Genomic DNA, 18317 nt, shown 5'->3' with positions numbered 1-18317 from the left:
AAAGTTGGAAACCAGAAAGCCATTTACCACTGTACGAAATCGTTGGCCTTCATCCGCATACACCGGTTGTTGCCATTCCCTTATTAACTCTAATCGCAGTTAATCCACGACCGATACAGAAAGTTTCAGTAGCAATATTTAATGCACCGATTGGAGATCTAACTAAAAGCAAAATATCCTCATTCTCTGCAATTTTAGTAGGTTGACTACAATAATACCGCGTCTGTGGGTGTATTACTCCAAAGTCCGCATTTCCTTGATAAAAAGGGCTCCCATTTTTCTCTTGATTATAGGTAGACGATCCTGGAGATTGCCTCATATTCCTGCCTTTGAAAAAAGGAAACACTTACGTGCCTAAGATATCAAAAATGTCACGCGGATCCTTCGTCTTGAACTTGCTCCAGCGCATCATCTGCCCTTGCCCGTCTTGAGGGAACAACTTTGGTGCCAATCCGCCCAAAGCTTCAATGCTCTCGTTCTCCAATTCCTTCTCGTCATTGAGCGGTTAAACATAAGGTATGTAAGCTGCTCTATATCCGTCTACATTTTATCAACCTTGTTGCGAATCTCGCCTGTGAGCATTTAATCTATTAAATATATTACAACAACAAACTCTCATAGTTTTTAATCTAATTGACTAAAATCCAGTTTAATAATCAAGTTTTCAAATGACCTGTTAAGTAATGGAACAATCGAATATGCCGAGCAATTTCATTGTTAATTTTCAATTATTTCACCTCAATTCAATCAAATCAAGTAGTATAATTATTCGTATGTTTACAAAAAAACGATAGGAAGTACTACTCAGAACAGATAATAACTTGTATTCAATCTCTAACCTTACATATAAAATTCTTGTTGAGTTTGGTCAAGTTGTCCCCCAATCCAAGTATCATGTGAATGGATCTATGTACTGGGGATTGAGTGGAACTTGCCAATCATTATACACATTAACAAATAACTTAATAACCGAAGAGACCAGCCAATAAAAGCTGGTCTCCTTAATCAAGGTTTTTCAAAACGCTTTTGTAGCTCCTCTAAGCTAAATTCATCACTTTCAATGAACTCACTGAACTCTTCCAGGTTGTCCGAGATAAATTTACTTTGTACTAATGCATTCGATTGAAATAAACTTAGCATCTCTTTAGGAAATATTCTCTTCAACTCTAATAAATATAGATAAAGATTCTTTTGATGTTCACTCATATGAGTCATAATCTCTTCTGCATCAACCTTCAAAAAGTCTCTAATGTCATATGTACTTGTTAATATGTCGAGGACAATTTGTTGAAACAATACAAGTAATGACACAGAAATATTGCTTTTCATCTTTGAATCGCACCCTGAGAGATATGAAGGAAGGGTATCTGGATGAGTAAAGGAACATAATAATTGGTACAGCGGGTATATCTTATGCTCCTTCATAAGCTCTGATGGGCTAGGTCCTTTTCCCATTGGTATTTCAAAATCTGGATATGTGATTGTTACCTGATGCTTGTTGTTCACAAAGTAGTGAAGTTTGGCCACACTCTCAATAGCTGCACGATAAATAATAGGGGCCTCAATAAAGAAATTATCCTCTATTAATTTTAGAACTGCATCAATATGCGAATGGATTCGATCCAACATCATATTTTCGTAATCACTAGAAGCTTGGTCTATCTTAATATGATTTAAAGAGTTCTTTAATAATTTCTGAAAAAAGTTCTGCGAAGTCGCTTCCAAGTCCTATTCCCCCTATTCAATTAATTTTTGTTTTCTTAACCTAGCTTCTATCGCTCCTAATGTCCTATTATGCAATATGGCCATTTCGTTAATGCTTTTGTTCTCTAATACAAACCTCGTTTTTAGTAGTTCATCCTCTTCCACGGACCAACGTGCGTAAGGCTCATTTTTCTTTTTGTGATTACTCTTGTTATTGTTCTCACTAGAACTCTTTTCTTGAAAGTGAAGTACTTTATTATTAGCTATGAACTCATACGTTGGTTCAGATATCGTCTCTAATTTAAATGGCCCCAATGTCCATTTGATATCATTTTGAATGACGATTGCCACGAAGTCATACCATTCAATTGCATGTTCAACTTTAATTTTCTTAAACTCATCCCAATAAACATCATGATCATTGATTGCATTGATTATTGCATCCACTTTTCTTTGATCAACAATGCGCGATAAATAGTGATTTATCGTTCTTGTTTTTTCAATAATTAAAAAGCCATGACCATTATTTGAACAAAACTTTTGCAAACTATCCCATTTTCTTAAATTAACAAACAGACCCATTTGATTTCTTGGTTTTATTTCAACAACTACAGTTTTGCCATCAGAGAATAATACGCAGTAATCAGGATAATACGTCCTATTTACGCCTTCAGTTGTATAGGGAATTGCAAATGGTTGTTGCACATATTTAATAACATCACCCAAATGCTCGAGATACTGGCAAAACGAGTACTCTAATAGCGATTCATACTCTACCTTCGCATTATTCTTTTTACTGAAGAATGAGCCGGCTTGGCCATCCCCCTCTTGATTAACAGTTCTCTTTGGTTGCAGCTTAACCCATTCAGCTTGACTTGTTTTTTTAAGATTCTTAGGCCATATAGTATGTGAAAACATACGTTCAAAGATTTTTCTCTGCCTCTTTTGATCACCTGAAAACGATATGTATACCTGTTGCATTCTCTCACATAACTGAGCTACTTCTCTTTTCTTTGCACTGCGGTCATCATTATCAAAAACAATTTCTGATATTAGTTCAATAAGTCGAATTGACGGAAAGGATGACAATCTCATCAAAAAACATGCAAAGTAAAAAGTGTCTTGACTATTTCCTGGCATTATCCAAGATCGAATTGTTTGGAATAATATCACACTCGGATGTGAAAAATCATTTCTACTATATCGAGAGTGACATGAAAATCTGATTCTCCGATAGGAGGAATTGATAACTTGTCGAACTCTTTCACGGGAAATACCATGTTGATCTCCGATGTCCTTCAAAGTATGAGATGTCCCATCAAATAGACCTAACCTTAACAGGAGTATCTTTTGATTTCGGGGGTCTTTTATTACTGCCTCAATTGTATCATTCAATTCTAAACTGAACCGCTCAGCGATCTCATCATCCTGAGGTAAAGAATTCTCACTTAATGACAAGAAACTCATACTCCTCTACATCTGTATTTAACAACACATACATGAGATCAACAATTCAAAAATCCTTAATAAAAGTAAAACCCCGACGCGGTGCTACCGCTTCGAGGTTATGCCGGCGCTTCCGGTATTTTTCCATTTTATCGTAAACCTTTACATTAGTCCATAATACCTGCCCAACCTTGTACTCACTTCTACTCAAATACCCGAGTATCCGTACTCTTTGCACGTCAATCACTGTTCAGCTTCATTTTAATTAAGTCTATAATTTCATTTTGATCAACTGCCCTTAATTTATTGAAATGCACTAACCACTCTGCTTCTTTTTCCTTGCTCGTAGTCACTTTCTCATTGTTATAGTTAGAGCTCCCGAGTAGAAGCCATGTTAAATCGACTTGGAATTCAGTATTTATGGAAATTATTATCTCAACGGAAGGGAAGTACTTGTCCTGTTCCAATTCACTCAAAGTTGCTTGTGGTATACCTACTCGACTTGAAAACTCAATCTGATTCAATTCGTTGAGTTTCCTTATCCTCCTAATACGCCCGCCTAAGGTTTCGATTCGAATTACCCCCCTTTAAAATAGTACAGTCCCGATGAGCACTTGCTTCATCGGGACTGACATAGCTGGTTAATGACTTTTTTTACTGGTTAACGACTTTCTTTACTGGTTAATGACTTTTTTATCACCAGACAAAAATCCCGGACACCAGAAGCTATTCCTTCTCCGTATCTCCTACTCCACTGTAACACTCTTAGCCAAATTCCTCGGCTTATCTACGTCATGGCCCAACGCCAGAGAAGCGTAGTAAGACAACAGCTGCAGCGGAATGACGGACAGGGCCGGAGTCAGCAGCGGCAGCGTGCGCGGGATTGCGAAGAAGCGATCGACTGACTTCGCTACCTCCTGCTCGTGCCCCTCGTTAACGATACCGAGAACGTGTGCACCGCGCGCTTTTGTTTCTTTAATGTTGCTAAGCATTTTCTCGTACAGGTCCTCTTGCGTGAGAAGGCCGATCACCGGTGTACCTTCTTCGATCAGAGCCAGCGTTCCGTGCTTCAGCTCCCCTGCCGCATAAGCTTCGGAGTGAATATAGGAAATCTCCTTCAGCTTCAGCGAGCCTTCCATCGCGACCGCATAGTCGACGCCGCGTCCGATGAAGAACAGGCTGCTGTGATGCGAGATCGATTCCGCCACTTCCTTGATCGTTTCGGATTGCCCAAGAATCTTCTCTACTTGCTCAGGCAGCGCCTGCATAGCGGCAAGCACCTGTGCGATAGCCGCCTCATCCTGCGAGCCAACCGTCTGCGCCCAGTAAAGTCCGAACAGGAAGAAAGCGATCAGCTGTGAAGAATATGCCTTCGTGGAAGCCACGGCAATTTCCGGTCCCGCCAGCGTGATGATCACATCGTCGGCTTCACGGGCAACCGAGCTGCCTACAACGTTGGTGATTGCAAGCACTCGTGCGCCGCACCGCTGTGCCTCGCGCAGAGCCGCAAGCGTATCGGCAGTTTCGCCGGATTGGCTCACGACGATAACGAGCGTATCGGGCGTAATGATCGGCGAACGATAACGATACTCCGAGGCAACATCCGTCTCGACCGGAACTCGGACGAGAGATTCGATCACATTTTTCCCGACAAGTCCGGCATGTAGCGCCGTACCGCAGGCAACGATATGCACGCGGTTGATTGCCTTCAACTGCTCCGGCGTCATTTTCAACTCAGGCAGCTCCACGGAACGTCCGTCGTCGCTAATCCGACCCAGCATCGTATCGCGGTACGCCTTCGGCTGCTCGTGAATTTCCTTCAGCATGAAGTGGTCGAAGCCGGCCTTCTCCGCCGTCATCAAATCCCAATCCACATGAAAAATTTCCTTCGCAATAAAATTGCCCTCAATCGTCAGCAGCTCCACCGCATCCCGAGTCAGCACGGCCATCTCGCCGTCGTTCAGAATGTAGATGTCGCGCGTATGCTCAAGAATCGCCGGAATATCCGACGCGATATACTTCTCCCCGTCCCCGACGCCGATAATGAGCGGACTGGCGTAACGCACCGCGACCAGCCGATCCGGCTCGTATTCGGTCAGCACGCCAAGCGCGAATGCGCCTCTCATTTTTTTGACCGCGCGCTGAACGGCTTTCACGATATCCCCATCGTATTCAATGGCGATCAGGTGGGAGATAACCTCCGTATCCGTCTCCGACAGAAAACGATGCCCCGCCTGCACAAGCTCTTCCTTAAGCTCCAGGTAGTTTTCGATAATGCCGTTATGAACGACCGAAAATTTCATGGAGTTATCCGTATGCGGATGAGAGTTAACATCCGAAGGTTTGCCATGGGTCGCCCAACGCGTATGTCCGATGCCGACCGTTCCGCGCAGCGGATCTCCGCTTAGCCGGCTTTCCAGATTGGCCAACCGCCCTACCGTCTTCGTGACTTCCAAGCCCTGCTCTGTCTGTACTGCGATGCCGGCGGAGTCATAGCCCCGATACTCCAGCTTCTTGAGTCCTTCGATCAGAATGGGCTGCGACTCTCTAAAACCAATATATCCAACGATTCCGCACATAATTATATAAGCCTCCGTTTATTGGGTCCTCGACGCTTTCCGAGCACCCGCAACCGGGCTGAGTGAGCAGTATTTTACATGAGGAGGACGCGCCCCCGTCTTTTGGCAATCTTTTAATAAAGGGGCCCGCTCTCCCCTCTTCGATACTATGCCCTCAAGCGACCGATTACAGGCCGCAGATAAGGTCTGGATACTTTTAATTTTGTCATTTTCAAGCATCGTGCCGGAATTTTGTTCGCCCGGTCGCCCTGAGCGTTTTGATTCCGACTATCGGCTCCGATGATGAGCCGGGAGGTCCCCGCCGAACGTTTCGAACGCCTCCACCTCGTCAACTTGCATCCATAGGGCTCTCCGTCAAAGTTAATCGCTCAGACCAGCTTTCCCGTCCCTGATCCACGCGCTTTTCGACTTCCTTCCACCCATCTGCAAGTTCTGGCGCTATCGCTGCTTTTCCCCTCTACCCTGCCCTTCCATTCCAGAATCTATTCCTTATCTTATTCGTTTTGTCGGAACGATGCAACTTGGGCGCAAATATTTCCTTGGAAATGACGATATTCTACATTTTTTTGTATGCGAAAAAGAGAGAATGTCCACCCTTGTCGGATAGAACATTCTCTCCTTTGTGACCAGCACCCGTCCGATATTCGCTTACGACAGCTCCACCTTCACAACCTTGACAATCGAGGCCACGTGGCGCTCGATCTCTTCGCGCTCCGGCCCTTCGGCCATGACGCGGATGAGCGCTTCCGTGCCGGAAGGACGAACGAGTACGCGCCCGTTGTCGCCCAGCGCCTCCTCGGCGGCCGTAACGGCCGCAGCAATCGCTTCATTGCCTGGATAGCGGGATTTATCGGCCACACGCACATTTACAAGCACCTGAGGATATTTCCGCATCATCTGCTTCAGCTCGCCCAGCTTTTTGCCCGATCCGACGATCGTATCCAGCAGCTGCAGGCCGGTCAGAATCCCGTCGCCCGTCGTGCTGTGATCGAGGAAGATCACATGCCCGGATTGCTCGCCGCCGAGATTATAACCGCCGTTCACCATCTCTTCCATAACGTATCGGTCCCCGACCGCCGTCTTAGCCGAGCGCAATCCAAGCTTTTCAGCCGCTTTGAAGAACCCGATGTTCGCCATAACCGTCGTCACGACCGTATCCTTCGCCAGCTTGCCCGCGCGCCTCATCGCGTCGCCGCAAATGCACAAAATATAGTCGCCGTCCACTTCCTCGCCGTTCTCATCGATCGCGATCAGACGATCTGCGTCTCCATCGAACGCCAAACCAAGATCGGCTCCGTGCTCCTTCACTTTAGCGGCCAGCATCTCAGGGTGCGTCGACCCGACGCCTTCATTAATGTTCAGTCCGTTAGGCTCGGCTCCATAAGCGATAACCTCCGCCCCCAAGGCGCGGAAAATATCCGGAGCCAGCTCGTACGCGGCACCGTGAGCGCAATCCAGCACCAGCTTCACGCCGGAGAAGGAATTTCCCACAGTAGACTTCAAATACTCGGCATATAAGCTTTTGGCGCCTTTATCGGAAGTTACCGAACCGATGTCGCCGCCGACCGGCCTAGGCAGCGTATCTTCCGCCGCATCCATCAACCGCTCAATCTCCGCTTCCGTCTCGTCGAGCAGTTTATAGCCGTCGCCGCCGAAAAACTTAATGCCGTTATCCGCCACCGGATTGTGGGATGCGGAGATCATAACGCCCGCATCGGCCCCCATCGTTCGAGTCAAATATGCAACCGCCGGCGTGCTGACCACGCCCAACCGGACGACGTCCGCCCCGATAGACAGCAATCCCGCCGTCAGCGCGCTCTCCAGCATTTGTCCCGAAATCCGGGTATCCATCCCGATCAACACTTTCGGGCGTTTAACCTTGCCTGCCAATACGACGCCTCCGCAGCGTCCAATCCGATAAGCCAATTCCGGCGTCAATTCCTGATTCGCCACACCGCGAACGCCGTCCGTTCCGAAATATTTCCCCATATCCCGCTACCTGCCCCTTTGCTCTCCTGTTGTTGCTCAAGCCTGTCTTTTCTCTGTAATGTTATACCGCAGGCTCCTGCGTTCCGCCGCCGCTCTCCGGCGGCGGAGTCTCGCTTTCCTCAGGCACGCCTTCCTCCGGGGGCTCCTCCCCCTCCGTAGTCGTCTCCTGCGCTGCCTCGTCGACAATCTCCACGACGATGCTGCTCGTACCGCCTACTTGCTCCATAAACCTCTCCAGACTGACAACGAGAGGCAGCGTATAGACGCCCGGTCCTCTTCCGCTGAGGTCGACGATCACGTCGACGTCTCCCGGCCTCAGCCGATCCAGCGTCTGCGGAGCGCCTTGAATCGTAATGTCCGCTTTGCCTGTCTCCGGATCGACGATCTTGGCGAGCAAGCCTTCGCCTAGCCCGATCAGTTCGATCGGCAGCCCTTCCAGCTTACGGGTCGTAGACAGCAGCACTTCGATCTGAATATCGATCGTCGCCGGCGAAATCTCGATCAATGGAGGCGTCACCTTGAGCGGCACGGAAACTTTACCGGAATTCCGCACGTCCCCAAGCGGAACCTCTACTTCGATAAACTCGATTTTGTCCAACGCGTCCTGCGGTCCGTACACTGTCACCTGCTCCACGTCCGGCTTGAAGGAAGCGACGCCCAGACCCGATTGCACGCGTCCGACCATTTTGAATTGCAGCGGCACCGTCTTGAACGGATTGGTAATCGGCACCTCGACCTCCAGCACCGCCGGATCGATCGTAGCCCCTTCCATCGGCTTGCCTTGCTTATCGTAGACGACCAGCTTAACGCTCTTGTTCTTGATCGTCTCCTTCTCCCCGTCGATCTCGATCGTCGCCCCGACGCTCTCCGCCTCGGCCAACTGGCTCTTAGGCAGCGTTACATGAACCCGGTTGCCCGGCTTTAAGATCGGCGTACCGACTTTATATCCCTTCGCGGGGTTCCCCTTCGTCTGGATCGCCACTTCAAACTCCTTCGTCTGAAGCGCTTCGATACTGACAACGACCGTAGAGGGCGATATCGATACCGAAGTGATCCCTTTAGGAAGATTCTCTTCTAGTGTCAATGTATGCTGGCCTTCGCCCACCGTTCTCAAATCGACCCGAATGCGATAGTCCTTCGTCTGAGCGACTTTAAGATCGCTTTTCGTCCCTCGAACCGTCAGATTCACCTTGAGCGGCTCCATGCCGATCAGCACGAAGTTCCTCTCGTCCAGTCCGAAAGGCTGAACCGTCACTCCCTCGATTACCTTCGTATCGTACAGCGAAGCGACGTTGTTCGGTGCAGAATTGTCCGGATCGTAGTGCACGACCGCCCACATCAGAATGCCAAGCGCAAGCGCGACAAACTTGGCGATGGTAGGATGGTTTAGCCATTTATCCACGCTTGCCACCTTCTTTCCGCTTCCAGAAGGCCCAATCCGTATTCTTCGGCTTGAATTGCGGCCGAAGCTCTTCGAACAGCTTGGAAATCAGCGACTCTTCCTTAATGTCCCGCACGATCTGTCCGTTGATCGCCAGCGAAATCTGTCCCGTCTCCTCCGAGACGGTTACGGAGACCGCATCGCATACTTCCGTAATGCCGATGGAGGCCCTATGACGAGTCCCCAATTCCTTGCTGATAAAAGGGTTCTCCGACAGCGGCAAATAACAGCCCGCAGCCATAATCAGCCCGCCCCTTATAATGACGGCTCCGTCGTGAAGAGGCGTATTCGGAACGAACACGTTGCTGAGCAGCTCCGAGCTAAGCTTGGACTCCATCTTGATGCCCGATTCGATATAGTCGTTCAAACCGGTATTTCTCTCGAACACAATTAACGCCCCGATTTTTCGACGCGCTAAATAATTCACCGACTTAACGACCTCGTTCACCCTGTGGCTGACGTCCTGCTCCTCGGGCGACGAACGTTGGAACAGCTTGTTTCTCCCGATCTGCTCAAGCGCTCTTCGCAATTCCGGCTGGAAAATAATGAGCACCGTCACGACTCCGAAGGTGAACATTTGGTTCATCAACCATTTGAGCGTATATAGATTAAGCAGGTTGCTTAGCGCCCAGACGAGCACCAACAGGAAAATCCCTTGCAGCAGCTGTACAGCCCGCGTTCCTCGCACCATCATGAGCACTTTGTAAATAATGTAACTGACGATCAGCACGTCGACGATATCTTTTATTGAATTCTTCAATGTCAGCCCGGCAAAATAGTCCAAGACGCGACCCCCCGTCCCGGCGCTGGATTAGTTGCGACGAATAATGTCGAAAATGCGCGTAATTTCTAAACCTTAATTATCTTCTCTACTATTGCCCAAAAATCCTGTCATTTACACAAAAAAAACCTCCCCGACATCGGAGAGGCTCCTCTTGCCCGGTCTACGGTCGTGCGAGACGCTCTGTCGGACGCCCTCCGCGCCCTTAATGCGAGCCGTAAGCGAGCGTTCCGAAGAAGGAACTCACCTTGTACCAGAACCAATCGACCGCCCGGTCGATCGTCTTGATCTCGCCCGCGATATGAGCCGTAGACGCCAGCGGCGTCAAATGGCCGTCTATCACGGTCAGGTTGCCGTCCAGATCGCCCAACACTTGTACGTCTCCGTTTACGACCGTCAAATCTCCCGATACTTTTTGCCCTTCGGGTACGATCACCTTTTTACCTTCGATCACAACATGCTCAAGATCGGGTCCCGATACGGAAAATTCCTGACTCTGGTTCCACATCGACACGAAGCTGGACAACATGACCACCAGGAAAATAGCCGCAGCGGATACCGCCGGATGACGGCGCACCCAGGAAGTCCAGGCCGCTGGACGCCTTGAGCTGGGCAATGCTTTCATAATCCGGTCTCCGAGCTCTTTCGGAGCCTTCTCTATAGGTTGAGCTTTGGCGAGCGCTTCGGTGCGCTCCAACGCTTCATAACGAGAACAGCACTGGGGGCATTCACGCAGGTGCTGCTGCAACTGTAGGATTTCCTCGCGCGCCAGTTCTCCGTCCAAATAATCATGCATGTACATGACGGCGACGTTGCAATTCATATCAGCCATCCCTTTCCTCGGCGGGATCCCCTTACCCCGCTATCGATGCTTCTATACTGTACGTGCGGTTAAGCGACACGGTTTCACCTATTTTGTAGAGGCAGTACAAAAAGTCCGCTTTTGATCACGAAGCTGTGCGCAGAAGCCTATTCGACTTCGAACCAGCCTAAAGCTTATGCTCCAGCTTCTTCCGCAGAAATTCGCGCCCTCTGTGAACCCGTGTCTTAATGGTCGTCACCGGCATATCCAGAACATCCGAAATTTCCTGAAGGGACAGATCCTGCAAATAGCGCAAAATCATCACCGACTTATACTTGATCGGCAACGTCGCAATAGACTCTTGAATCAGCCGCTGCGTCTCCGAGAGCAGCAGCTCGCTTTCCGGCGTCCGGTCGTCGCTCGGCAGCATAGCGTAGCCGTCCAGCCCTTCATGATCCGCCGATTCCGCGTCCAGCGAATAGATCGCCCTCCGCTTTCGGAGGCGATCGATGCACAAATTCGTCGTGATCCGGTAGATCCACGTCGAGAATTTCTGATTCTCGTCGTACCTATCCAAATTTTTGTACACTCGCAGGAACGTCTCCTGCACGGCGTCCTCCGCCTCTTGACGGTTGCCCGTCATCCGAAAGGCCAGGTGGAACAGCTTGTCCTTGTACATGTCAACGATCTCCGCGAAGGCCCGCTGGTCCCCCTTCAGGGCCAAACGAATCAATCGCGTCTCAACTGGCTTCAATGTTGCGACTCACCTTCTTTCCCGTCCGCAGCCTGCTGGGACTTGCGTTGCGCTGTCATGGTGCCTGCGAGTATGAGTACTTAGCGAGGGTGCGGTCGCCATGACCGCGGACTTCGGAGTTCGCGAATGCTTGCTAGCAAAATCGTAATCCACGGAAACCGAAAAATCAAGGCGATTCCGTTCAAGCACAAAAGGACCCGGGTATATTGCCCGGGCCCTTCTTCCTCTTATGAATCAGCCCGTATTGCGAAGCCCGGCGGCGATGCCGTTAATCGTCAACAGCACTTCGCGCAGCAGTTCCGCGTCGTCCTCGTTCTGAGCGCGCAGGTTTCTAAGCTCGGTCAGCAGCTGAACCTGCAAGTAGCTCAGCGGATCGACATACGGATTGCGCAGCCGGATCGACTCCTGAATGACCGGAACGTTGTCCAGAATATCGTCTTGGCCCGTAATGGAGAGAATCATCGCCTGCGTCTTCGCGTACTCTTCCTCGATTTGCGTGAAAATACGGTTCTTGATCGTCCCGTCCTCGATCATGCCGGCATACTGCCGGGCGATCATGAGATCGGCCTTGCCAAGCGCCATCTGCAAATTGTCGATCAGCGACTTGAAGAAAGAATATTCGCGGTACATCGTCCGCAGCGTCTCCAGGCGGGCCGGATCGTCGTTCACGAACTTCGAGAAGGCCGTTCCCGCGGCATACCAGGCCGGCAGCAGATAGCGGCTCTGCGTCCAAGCGAACACCCAAGGGATGGCGCGAAGATCCTCGAACCGATCGCTACCCTTGCGTTTGGACGGACGAGAACCGATGTTCAGCTCGCCGACTTCCGGAAGCGGAGTCGATTCCTTGAAGAACGTCATGAAGTCCGGATCGCGGAAAATCAAATCCTGATACTTCGTCTGAGCGTCGACGGAAATGCCGCGCATGATTTCTTCCCACTGCTTCTCGTTCGAGCGCTCCTGCTCCGAATCCCGGGACAGATAAGCCGCCGTGATCAATGCGCCGGTAGCCTGCTCCAAGCTGCGGTAAGCGATCCCCTTCATCGAGTAGCGGGAGGACAGCACTTCTCCTTGCTCGGTAATCTTGATGCCGCCTCCGATCGTATGAGGAGGCTGGGCTAGAATGCTGCGGTTCAGCGGCATACCCCCGCGGCCAAGAGCGCCTCCGCGGCCGTGGAAAAACTTCAGGCGGACGTTATGCGACTTGCCCATCCGGGTCAGATCGTTCAATGCGACTCTCAGCTCCCAGTTGGCCGTCACCATACCGCCGTCCTTGTTGCTGTCCGAGTAGCCGAGCATAATTTCCTGCAGGTCTCCCATTGCGGCCACGCTCTGCCGATAGATCGGCAGCTTGAACAGCGTATCCATAATTTCCGGAGCGGCATGCAGATCGTCGATCGTCTCGAACAGAGGCGCAGCCTGCAGCGTGGAGAAAACGTTGCCGCTCTCGTCGCGGCCGAGCAGATCGGCTTCCTTCGCGAAAACCATGACTTCCAGAATATCGCTGGCAGCTTCGGACATGCTGATCAGGTAACTCGTCACGCAGCCGACGCCGAACTCTTGTTGCGCCTTATAGATCGTCGTGTAGACATCCAGACACTCTTGAGTGGACTCGCTAAGCTCGATTCCGTCCTGAAGCAGCTTCTTATCGCCGCTAAGCAGACCGTGCAGCAGATCGATCTTCTCCTGCTCCGCCAGCTCCGCGTACGCGCTCGCTATGCCGGCCTTAGCCAGCAGCTCCGACATCGCGTTCTCGTGCTCCTTGCTGTGCTGGCGAACGTCCAGCGCAGCCAGATGGAAGCCGAACAGCTCGGCCTGACGAACGAGCTTCTTCAGATGCGAATCCGCTACGTAGTCGGCGTAGTGGTGGCGAAGGCTGCGGTCGATAATTTCGAGGTCCGCCTTGAATTCGTCCACGGAGCTATAACGCTGCTTCGTGCCTACGAACTGTTCTTCCCTCATATTTTGCAGCTTTTGCAGCATGAATCTCGTCTTGACGCGATACGGCTCATTATCGTTCGTCCACGGCTCGACCGTCCGCAACTCCACAAACTTCTCGTCTATCTTAATCGAGGCCAACAGCTCATTCGACACGTTCACAATCGTCTTGCTGAAGCTGAGATGGCGGGCCAGCTCGCGCAGGCTGTTCTCGTATTTATGAATCGCCAGATTGCGCTGCATCTTCAACGTCTGCCACGTCACATCGGACGTCACCGAAGGGTTGCCGTCGCGGTCGCCGCCGATCCAGGATCCGAAGCGCAGATAAGTCGGCACGTGCCACTGCTCTTCCGGATAGTACTTGGTCAGACAGCGTTCCAGCTCCTCGTATACGTTAGGCAGAACCTCGAACAGCGTCTCATGGAAGTAGTACATGCCGTTGCGTACCTCGTCGAGCACCGTCGGCTTGCGATCCCGCAATTCGTCCGTCTGCCACAACGTCAGCACTTCGTTCATAAGCTTCTCGCGAAGCTTCTCTCTTTCGCGGTACGTGAGCGTCGGATTGTCCAACTCCATCACTTCGTCCGCGATCCGCTTATGGATGTCCAGCACGTCTCTGCGGGTCGCCTCTGTCGGGTGGGCCGTCATGACCAGCTCAAGCGAAATGCCGTCCAGCATCTGGCGCACTTCGTCCACCGGCAGATTTTTCTCCTTCAACGCTTGCACGACGCTCTCGATCGATCCCGGTTGAACTCCTTCGCCCGCGGAACGCTCGTAGTCGCGTTTGCGACGGATACGATGATTCTGCTCCGCGATATTCACGAGTTGGAAATAAATTGCGAACGCGCGAATGACCTGGTGGCGGATTCCCGGCTCCAAGCCTCTCACGTTTTGAATAAACCCTTCGTACAGTTCCGGCAAATACTCCGCGCGCAGCGCTTTGCTCATTTCCCGTATTTTCTCGACATGTTCCAGCAGCTCCCGACCACCCTGATGCACGAGCACTTCTCCCAGAATGTTGCCTAGAAAGCGCACGTCTCTACGCAGCAGATGATTGGAAGGAGAACGTTGACCTACAGTCGTTTCCGTCATCTCACTCACCCCAAACCTTGCTTCTCGAAATTGATGTCAAACCGCCCTTTAGGACGGGAATTGCCGACGCTCCGAGCGATCAACTTTGAAAACAAGCCTTGCCAAGCAAAACGCCCTCGACGTCTTCCCGACGCCAAACCGCATATTGTCGGAGGCGATTCGGAAAAGTATAGCGAATTTTATACTTTCTGAATCATCCAGCTCATTGTTCACCGATCGTTCACCAAAAGCTCTAACTTTTATCATACTACAATGAGCGACGAAAATCTCCTTTTAATTCATCTTTTTCGGGCTAAATCCCACAGGACAACAAAAAAAACGACCTCCTTCCTCCCATTATTGTGAGTGGGGAAGCCGTTTTTTTTAGCCCATTGTCCGCGCAGACCGCTCGCTCAGGAATCCCGGCGCAGCCGCTCGCGGTATTCCTGCGGCGTCGCGCCGAACTGCCGGCGGAACACTTTAATGAAATAATTGGCATTCAAGTAGCCCGTCATACAGCCGATTTCATAGATTTTAACGTCCGTGCTGCCGAGCAACTGGGCCGCCCGCTCCATCCGCAGACGGGTCAAGTATTCGCTGATGCCCTCTCCCGTTTCCTTCTTATAGATTTTGGACAGATGCGTCGGGTGCATATAGATGTAATCGGCCATTCTCTGCAACGATAGATCCTCGGCCAGCCGCTCCGCAATGAATTGCTGAAGCCGGACAATCGCATCCGTCCTTCCCCCCGCCCTCTCGTCCCCCTCCTTGCGAAGCAAATCCAAAATTTCGGAGATCCAACTTTTCAACCGCACCGGAGTCCACAAGAAGGCCGAGTCCGGGCTCGGCCCGGGGACCCTGCCGAGAAATTCCGTCAACCGTCGTCCGCGTTTGTGCAAATGCGTGCACAAAGCGGCGGCGAACGTTAAATATACCTCTGCCGATTGCTCGGTCTTGGAGCCGTCAGGAGCATCGGTATACTCCAGCGCGCGGTTCATCTTATCTCTGATCGCGTCCCAATCGCCAATTTCGAACAAGTGCCTGAGCAGCGGCGGCTCATGCAAGCAGCGCAAATAGCCGGGTTCGGCGGTTCTCGCCTCGTCGGCCATAATGAGGAATTGTCCCTGTGGAGAGCTCCCGTCGCGAATCGCCGACAGCGTACACTCGTACATGTCCGGAACCTCCGAAGGAAATTCGCCGATTCCGCTCATATACAAAGTAACATTCGCTTTCAGAAATTGCTCCGCATGTTTATGGAATAAAACCGCGCAGCGTTCCGCGTCCCGGATCGCAGACCTTTCGCCCTCGGGCGAAAGGGAGTCGGCACGTCCCACAGGCTTGACGAGAAACACGAGATGGCCGTGGGCGTCGCGGCAGCGCCAGAAATGAAAATCGTCGGAGAACGTTTCCTCGGCGATATTTTCCAGCCCGTACGCCAACAAGGCGGCATCCTCACGATCCTCCGCCCCCTCGGAATGCTCCGTTCTCGCCAGCAACAGAATGCAGCCGTCCCCCTTGCCGTAAGGGAGCCCGAACCATGCCAGCTTCTCTGCCAGCTCGGACTCGGCCATCCGAAGACCCGCGATCAGATCGTTGAGATGCTTCGCCTTCAATTCGGGCTCGTACGTACGCAGCGTGCGCATCGCTCGCTCCGCCGAAGCGATCTCCTCCCATTCCCCGCGCAGCTGCTCAATGGCTTGGCCGACCGTCTTCTCCAGCGTGTCCTTGCGCACCGGCTTCAGCAAATAATCCGTCGCCTGCCCTTGAAGCGCCTCCTTCGCATAATCGAAATCGGCGTACCCGGTAAGCATGATCACCTTCGTTCTCTTCCATCGCTCTTTGATCGCCTTCAGCAGAGAGATTCCGTCGCAGTCCGGCATCCGGATGTCCGTCAGCACGATGCCGATCGGCGAATCCGCCAGCTTCCGCAGCGCCTCCTCGGCGGAATACGCGACATGCACGGCGCCGATCCCCAGTTCCTCGCAAGGCAGCAGCGCCGCGATTCCGTGCGCGATTTGAGCTTCGTCGTCAACGATCATCACATGGATCATTCGGCCGCTCCTCCGTTTCTCCGGAATAGGGAATGCGCATCTCAATGCGGAAGCCGCCCTCCGGCAGCCGGTCGAAGCTTAATCCCGCTGCCGCGCCATATACGAGTTGAAGCCGCTGATGCACGTTATACATCCCGTACCCGCTGTCCTCCGACCTGGAACCGTCCAGATCGGAGGCGAGCGACCGCAGCTCCTCGCCGGACATGCCCGGTCCGGTGTCGGCAATGTATAGGGCCAGCTCGCCGGGGCGAATTTCTCCGCTCACGGACACAAAGCCGGGGCGGGAGAACGGCTCGATTCCGTGCACGACGGCATTTTCCACCAGCGGCTGCAGCAGCAGCCGGGGAAACGGCAAGCTTCGCGCCCGTTCCGGCACGTCGATCCGGTAATCGAGTCGGGGGAGTCTAATCTTCTGGATCTCCAAATAATTCACGACCAGCGCCAGCTCCTCCGCCAGCGTCGCGTCCGGCTTGTCCGCCCTTGTCGTATAGCGGTAATAATCGCTCAAATTGTGCGACATCGCCGCAACGCCTTCCGCATTGCCCATTTCAGCCATATGAATAATATGCGAGAAGCAGTTGTACAGAAAATGCGGATTGATCTGCGACTGCAATTGCTTCACGCGCGCATCCTTCGTGCGGATTCGCTCCTCGTACACGCGTTCGATCAATTCCTGAATCTGCTCGGCCATCTGATTAAACCGATTGTACAGGAAAGTGAACTCGGAGCTGGCCCGGTCGTGGATCCGGGCTCCGTAATGGCCCAACCGGATATGCTGAACGCCTTCGACCAGCCGTCTGATCGGCACTCTCACATGGCGATAGAGCAAAAGGGCGGACAAAGCAGCCGTGACGAGCATCAGGGCGGATACCAGGTAAAAAAGCCCTCTCTGGCGGGCGATCGGGGCCAGCGACTCGTTCAGGGGCACGTAATCGATCAGATATCCTTGCAGAGCTTCGGAGTATAAGAAGGTAGAGAGAACCTTTCCCCCATCCGTAAGCGTCTGGACAACGGAACCGCTTCGATCCGGGAATACGGCCTCAAGCTTCTCTGCCACCTCCCGCGCCTGCTCGGGTAAAGAGTGTCGATTGCCGATGACAATCTCCTCCTCCGGCAACCAGATAAACGGATTGCCCGAGCTGCCTGCCTTGTATTGATCCAGCATGCTCCGAAGACTGAGCCCGGAGAACGTCGTCTCCACTGCAAGGGACGCATTGCGAATGTCGCCGGTTTTGGGCCGACTGTCCGTCATTCTTCTTACGAAAGCCCACGTACTCGGCTGGGACGGCTCTCCCTTGAAGCTCCAGGAGGTCGGCTTGTCCTCTTCGCGCTCGGATTTGTCGAAGCCGCTTTTGCCGTCGCTCGATACTACGATGTCCAGCATCGGCGCGTATAGCGCGATCCGGTTCGTCCAAGGGCTGGTGATGCTGAGGAGCAGCAGCTTGTTTTCCAGCTCCGCCCGAAGGCGGCTTCGATCGTAGGGATCTTCCGTGAACCGGGTCGCGTATTTCTGGGCTTCGACATCCCTCACCAGCGTCAGCATATTGGCGTTAAGCTGATAGATTTGCGCGTCCAGTTGGCTAAGCAGGAAGCTCAGCTTGTGAACGGACGAAGCTTTGATTTCCTTCTCCACGACGGCGATACCGGTTTGATTGGAGTAGAACAGCAGCAGGAGCATCGGCAGCAGCAAGGAAACGATAACCGCCAGCATTTTGCGAAAAATGTCCCTTTGAATTTGCACGATCTCGTCCTCCCGCCGAACTC

At 51.9% G+C, this 18317-nt stretch carries 12 protein-coding genes; all 12 read right to left on the bottom strand.

The window, feature by feature from the left end:
* Window positions 1-1005 precede the first annotated feature (1005 nt).
* The 12 genes from DFP98_RS18110 to DFP98_RS18050 all read right to left on the bottom strand — a co-directional run bounded on the left by DFP98_RS18110 (window position 1006) and on the right by DFP98_RS18050 (window position 18294).
* Entirely contained in the window at window positions 1006-1725 is a 720-nt protein-coding gene (locus DFP98_RS18110) for a hypothetical protein (RefSeq protein ID WP_116062010.1), read from the bottom strand.
* Window positions 1726-1737: 12 nt separating this feature from the next.
* Window positions 1738-3162, bottom strand: coding sequence for a TnsA endonuclease N-terminal domain-containing protein (locus tag DFP98_RS18105; RefSeq protein ID WP_181917765.1), 1425 nt, complete (start codon window positions 3160-3162; stop codon window positions 1738-1740).
* A gap of 227 nt (window positions 3163-3389) precedes the next feature.
* Window positions 3390-3701, bottom strand: coding sequence for a helix-turn-helix domain-containing protein (locus DFP98_RS18100; protein ID WP_425455542.1), 312 nt, complete (start codon window positions 3699-3701; stop codon window positions 3390-3392).
* A gap of 195 nt (window positions 3702-3896) precedes the next feature.
* On the bottom strand, window positions 3897-5729 hold the full coding sequence (gene glmS, locus DFP98_RS18095) for a glutamine--fructose-6-phosphate transaminase (isomerizing) (RefSeq protein ID WP_116062007.1): 1833 nt from the start codon (window positions 5727-5729) through the stop codon (window positions 3897-3899).
* A 648-nt stretch (window positions 5730-6377) separates the two neighbouring features.
* Complete coding sequence (glmM, locus tag DFP98_RS18090) at window positions 6378-7718, bottom strand: phosphoglucosamine mutase (RefSeq protein WP_116062006.1); 1341 nt, start codon at window positions 7716-7718, stop codon at window positions 6378-6380.
* A 61-nt stretch (window positions 7719-7779) separates the two neighbouring features.
* A complete protein-coding gene (locus DFP98_RS18085) occupies window positions 7780-9120 on the bottom strand; it encodes a CdaR family protein (RefSeq protein ID WP_116062005.1) in 1341 nt (446 codons plus the stop codon).
* Window positions 9113-9943: a diadenylate cyclase CdaA gene (gene cdaA / locus DFP98_RS18080; protein WP_116062004.1), complete on the bottom strand. Its 831-nt coding sequence runs from the start codon at window positions 9941-9943 to the stop codon at window positions 9113-9115. The genes DFP98_RS18085 and cdaA overlap by 8 nt, the downstream gene beginning before the upstream one ends.
* 202 nt (window positions 9944-10145) lie before the next feature.
* Window positions 10146-10772 carry a zf-HC2 domain-containing protein gene (locus DFP98_RS18075; protein WP_342772497.1) on the bottom strand — a complete coding sequence of 209 codons (627 nt, stop codon included), beginning with the start codon at window positions 10770-10772 and terminating at the stop codon, window positions 10146-10148.
* A gap of 157 nt (window positions 10773-10929) precedes the next feature.
* Window positions 10930-11496, bottom strand: coding sequence for an RNA polymerase sigma factor SigW (gene sigW / locus DFP98_RS18070; RefSeq protein WP_116062002.1), 567 nt, complete (start codon window positions 11494-11496; stop codon window positions 10930-10932).
* A 234-nt stretch (window positions 11497-11730) separates the two neighbouring features.
* Entirely contained in the window at window positions 11731-14523 is a 2793-nt protein-coding gene (ppc, locus tag DFP98_RS18065) for a phosphoenolpyruvate carboxylase (RefSeq protein ID WP_116062001.1), read from the bottom strand.
* 392 nt (window positions 14524-14915) lie between these two features.
* Window positions 14916-16553, bottom strand: a complete 1638-nt coding sequence (locus DFP98_RS18055) for a response regulator (protein WP_116061999.1) — start codon at window positions 16551-16553, stop codon at window positions 14916-14918.
* The gene (locus tag DFP98_RS18050; RefSeq protein WP_116061998.1) at window positions 16531-18294 is read right to left on the bottom strand and encodes a sensor histidine kinase; all 1764 of its coding nucleotides are present in this window, start codon (window positions 18292-18294) and stop codon (window positions 16531-16533) included. The genes DFP98_RS18055 and DFP98_RS18050 overlap by 23 nt, the downstream gene beginning before the upstream one ends.
* Between the last annotated feature and the right edge of the window lie 23 nt (window positions 18295-18317).

It is taken from the genome of Cohnella phaseoli (assembly GCF_003386235.1).
GTDB lineage: Bacteria > Bacillota > Bacilli > Paenibacillales > Paenibacillaceae > Cohnella > Cohnella phaseoli.
Note: the sequence above shows the minus strand (reverse complement) of the source record. Positions and strands in the feature narration are given on the sequence as shown.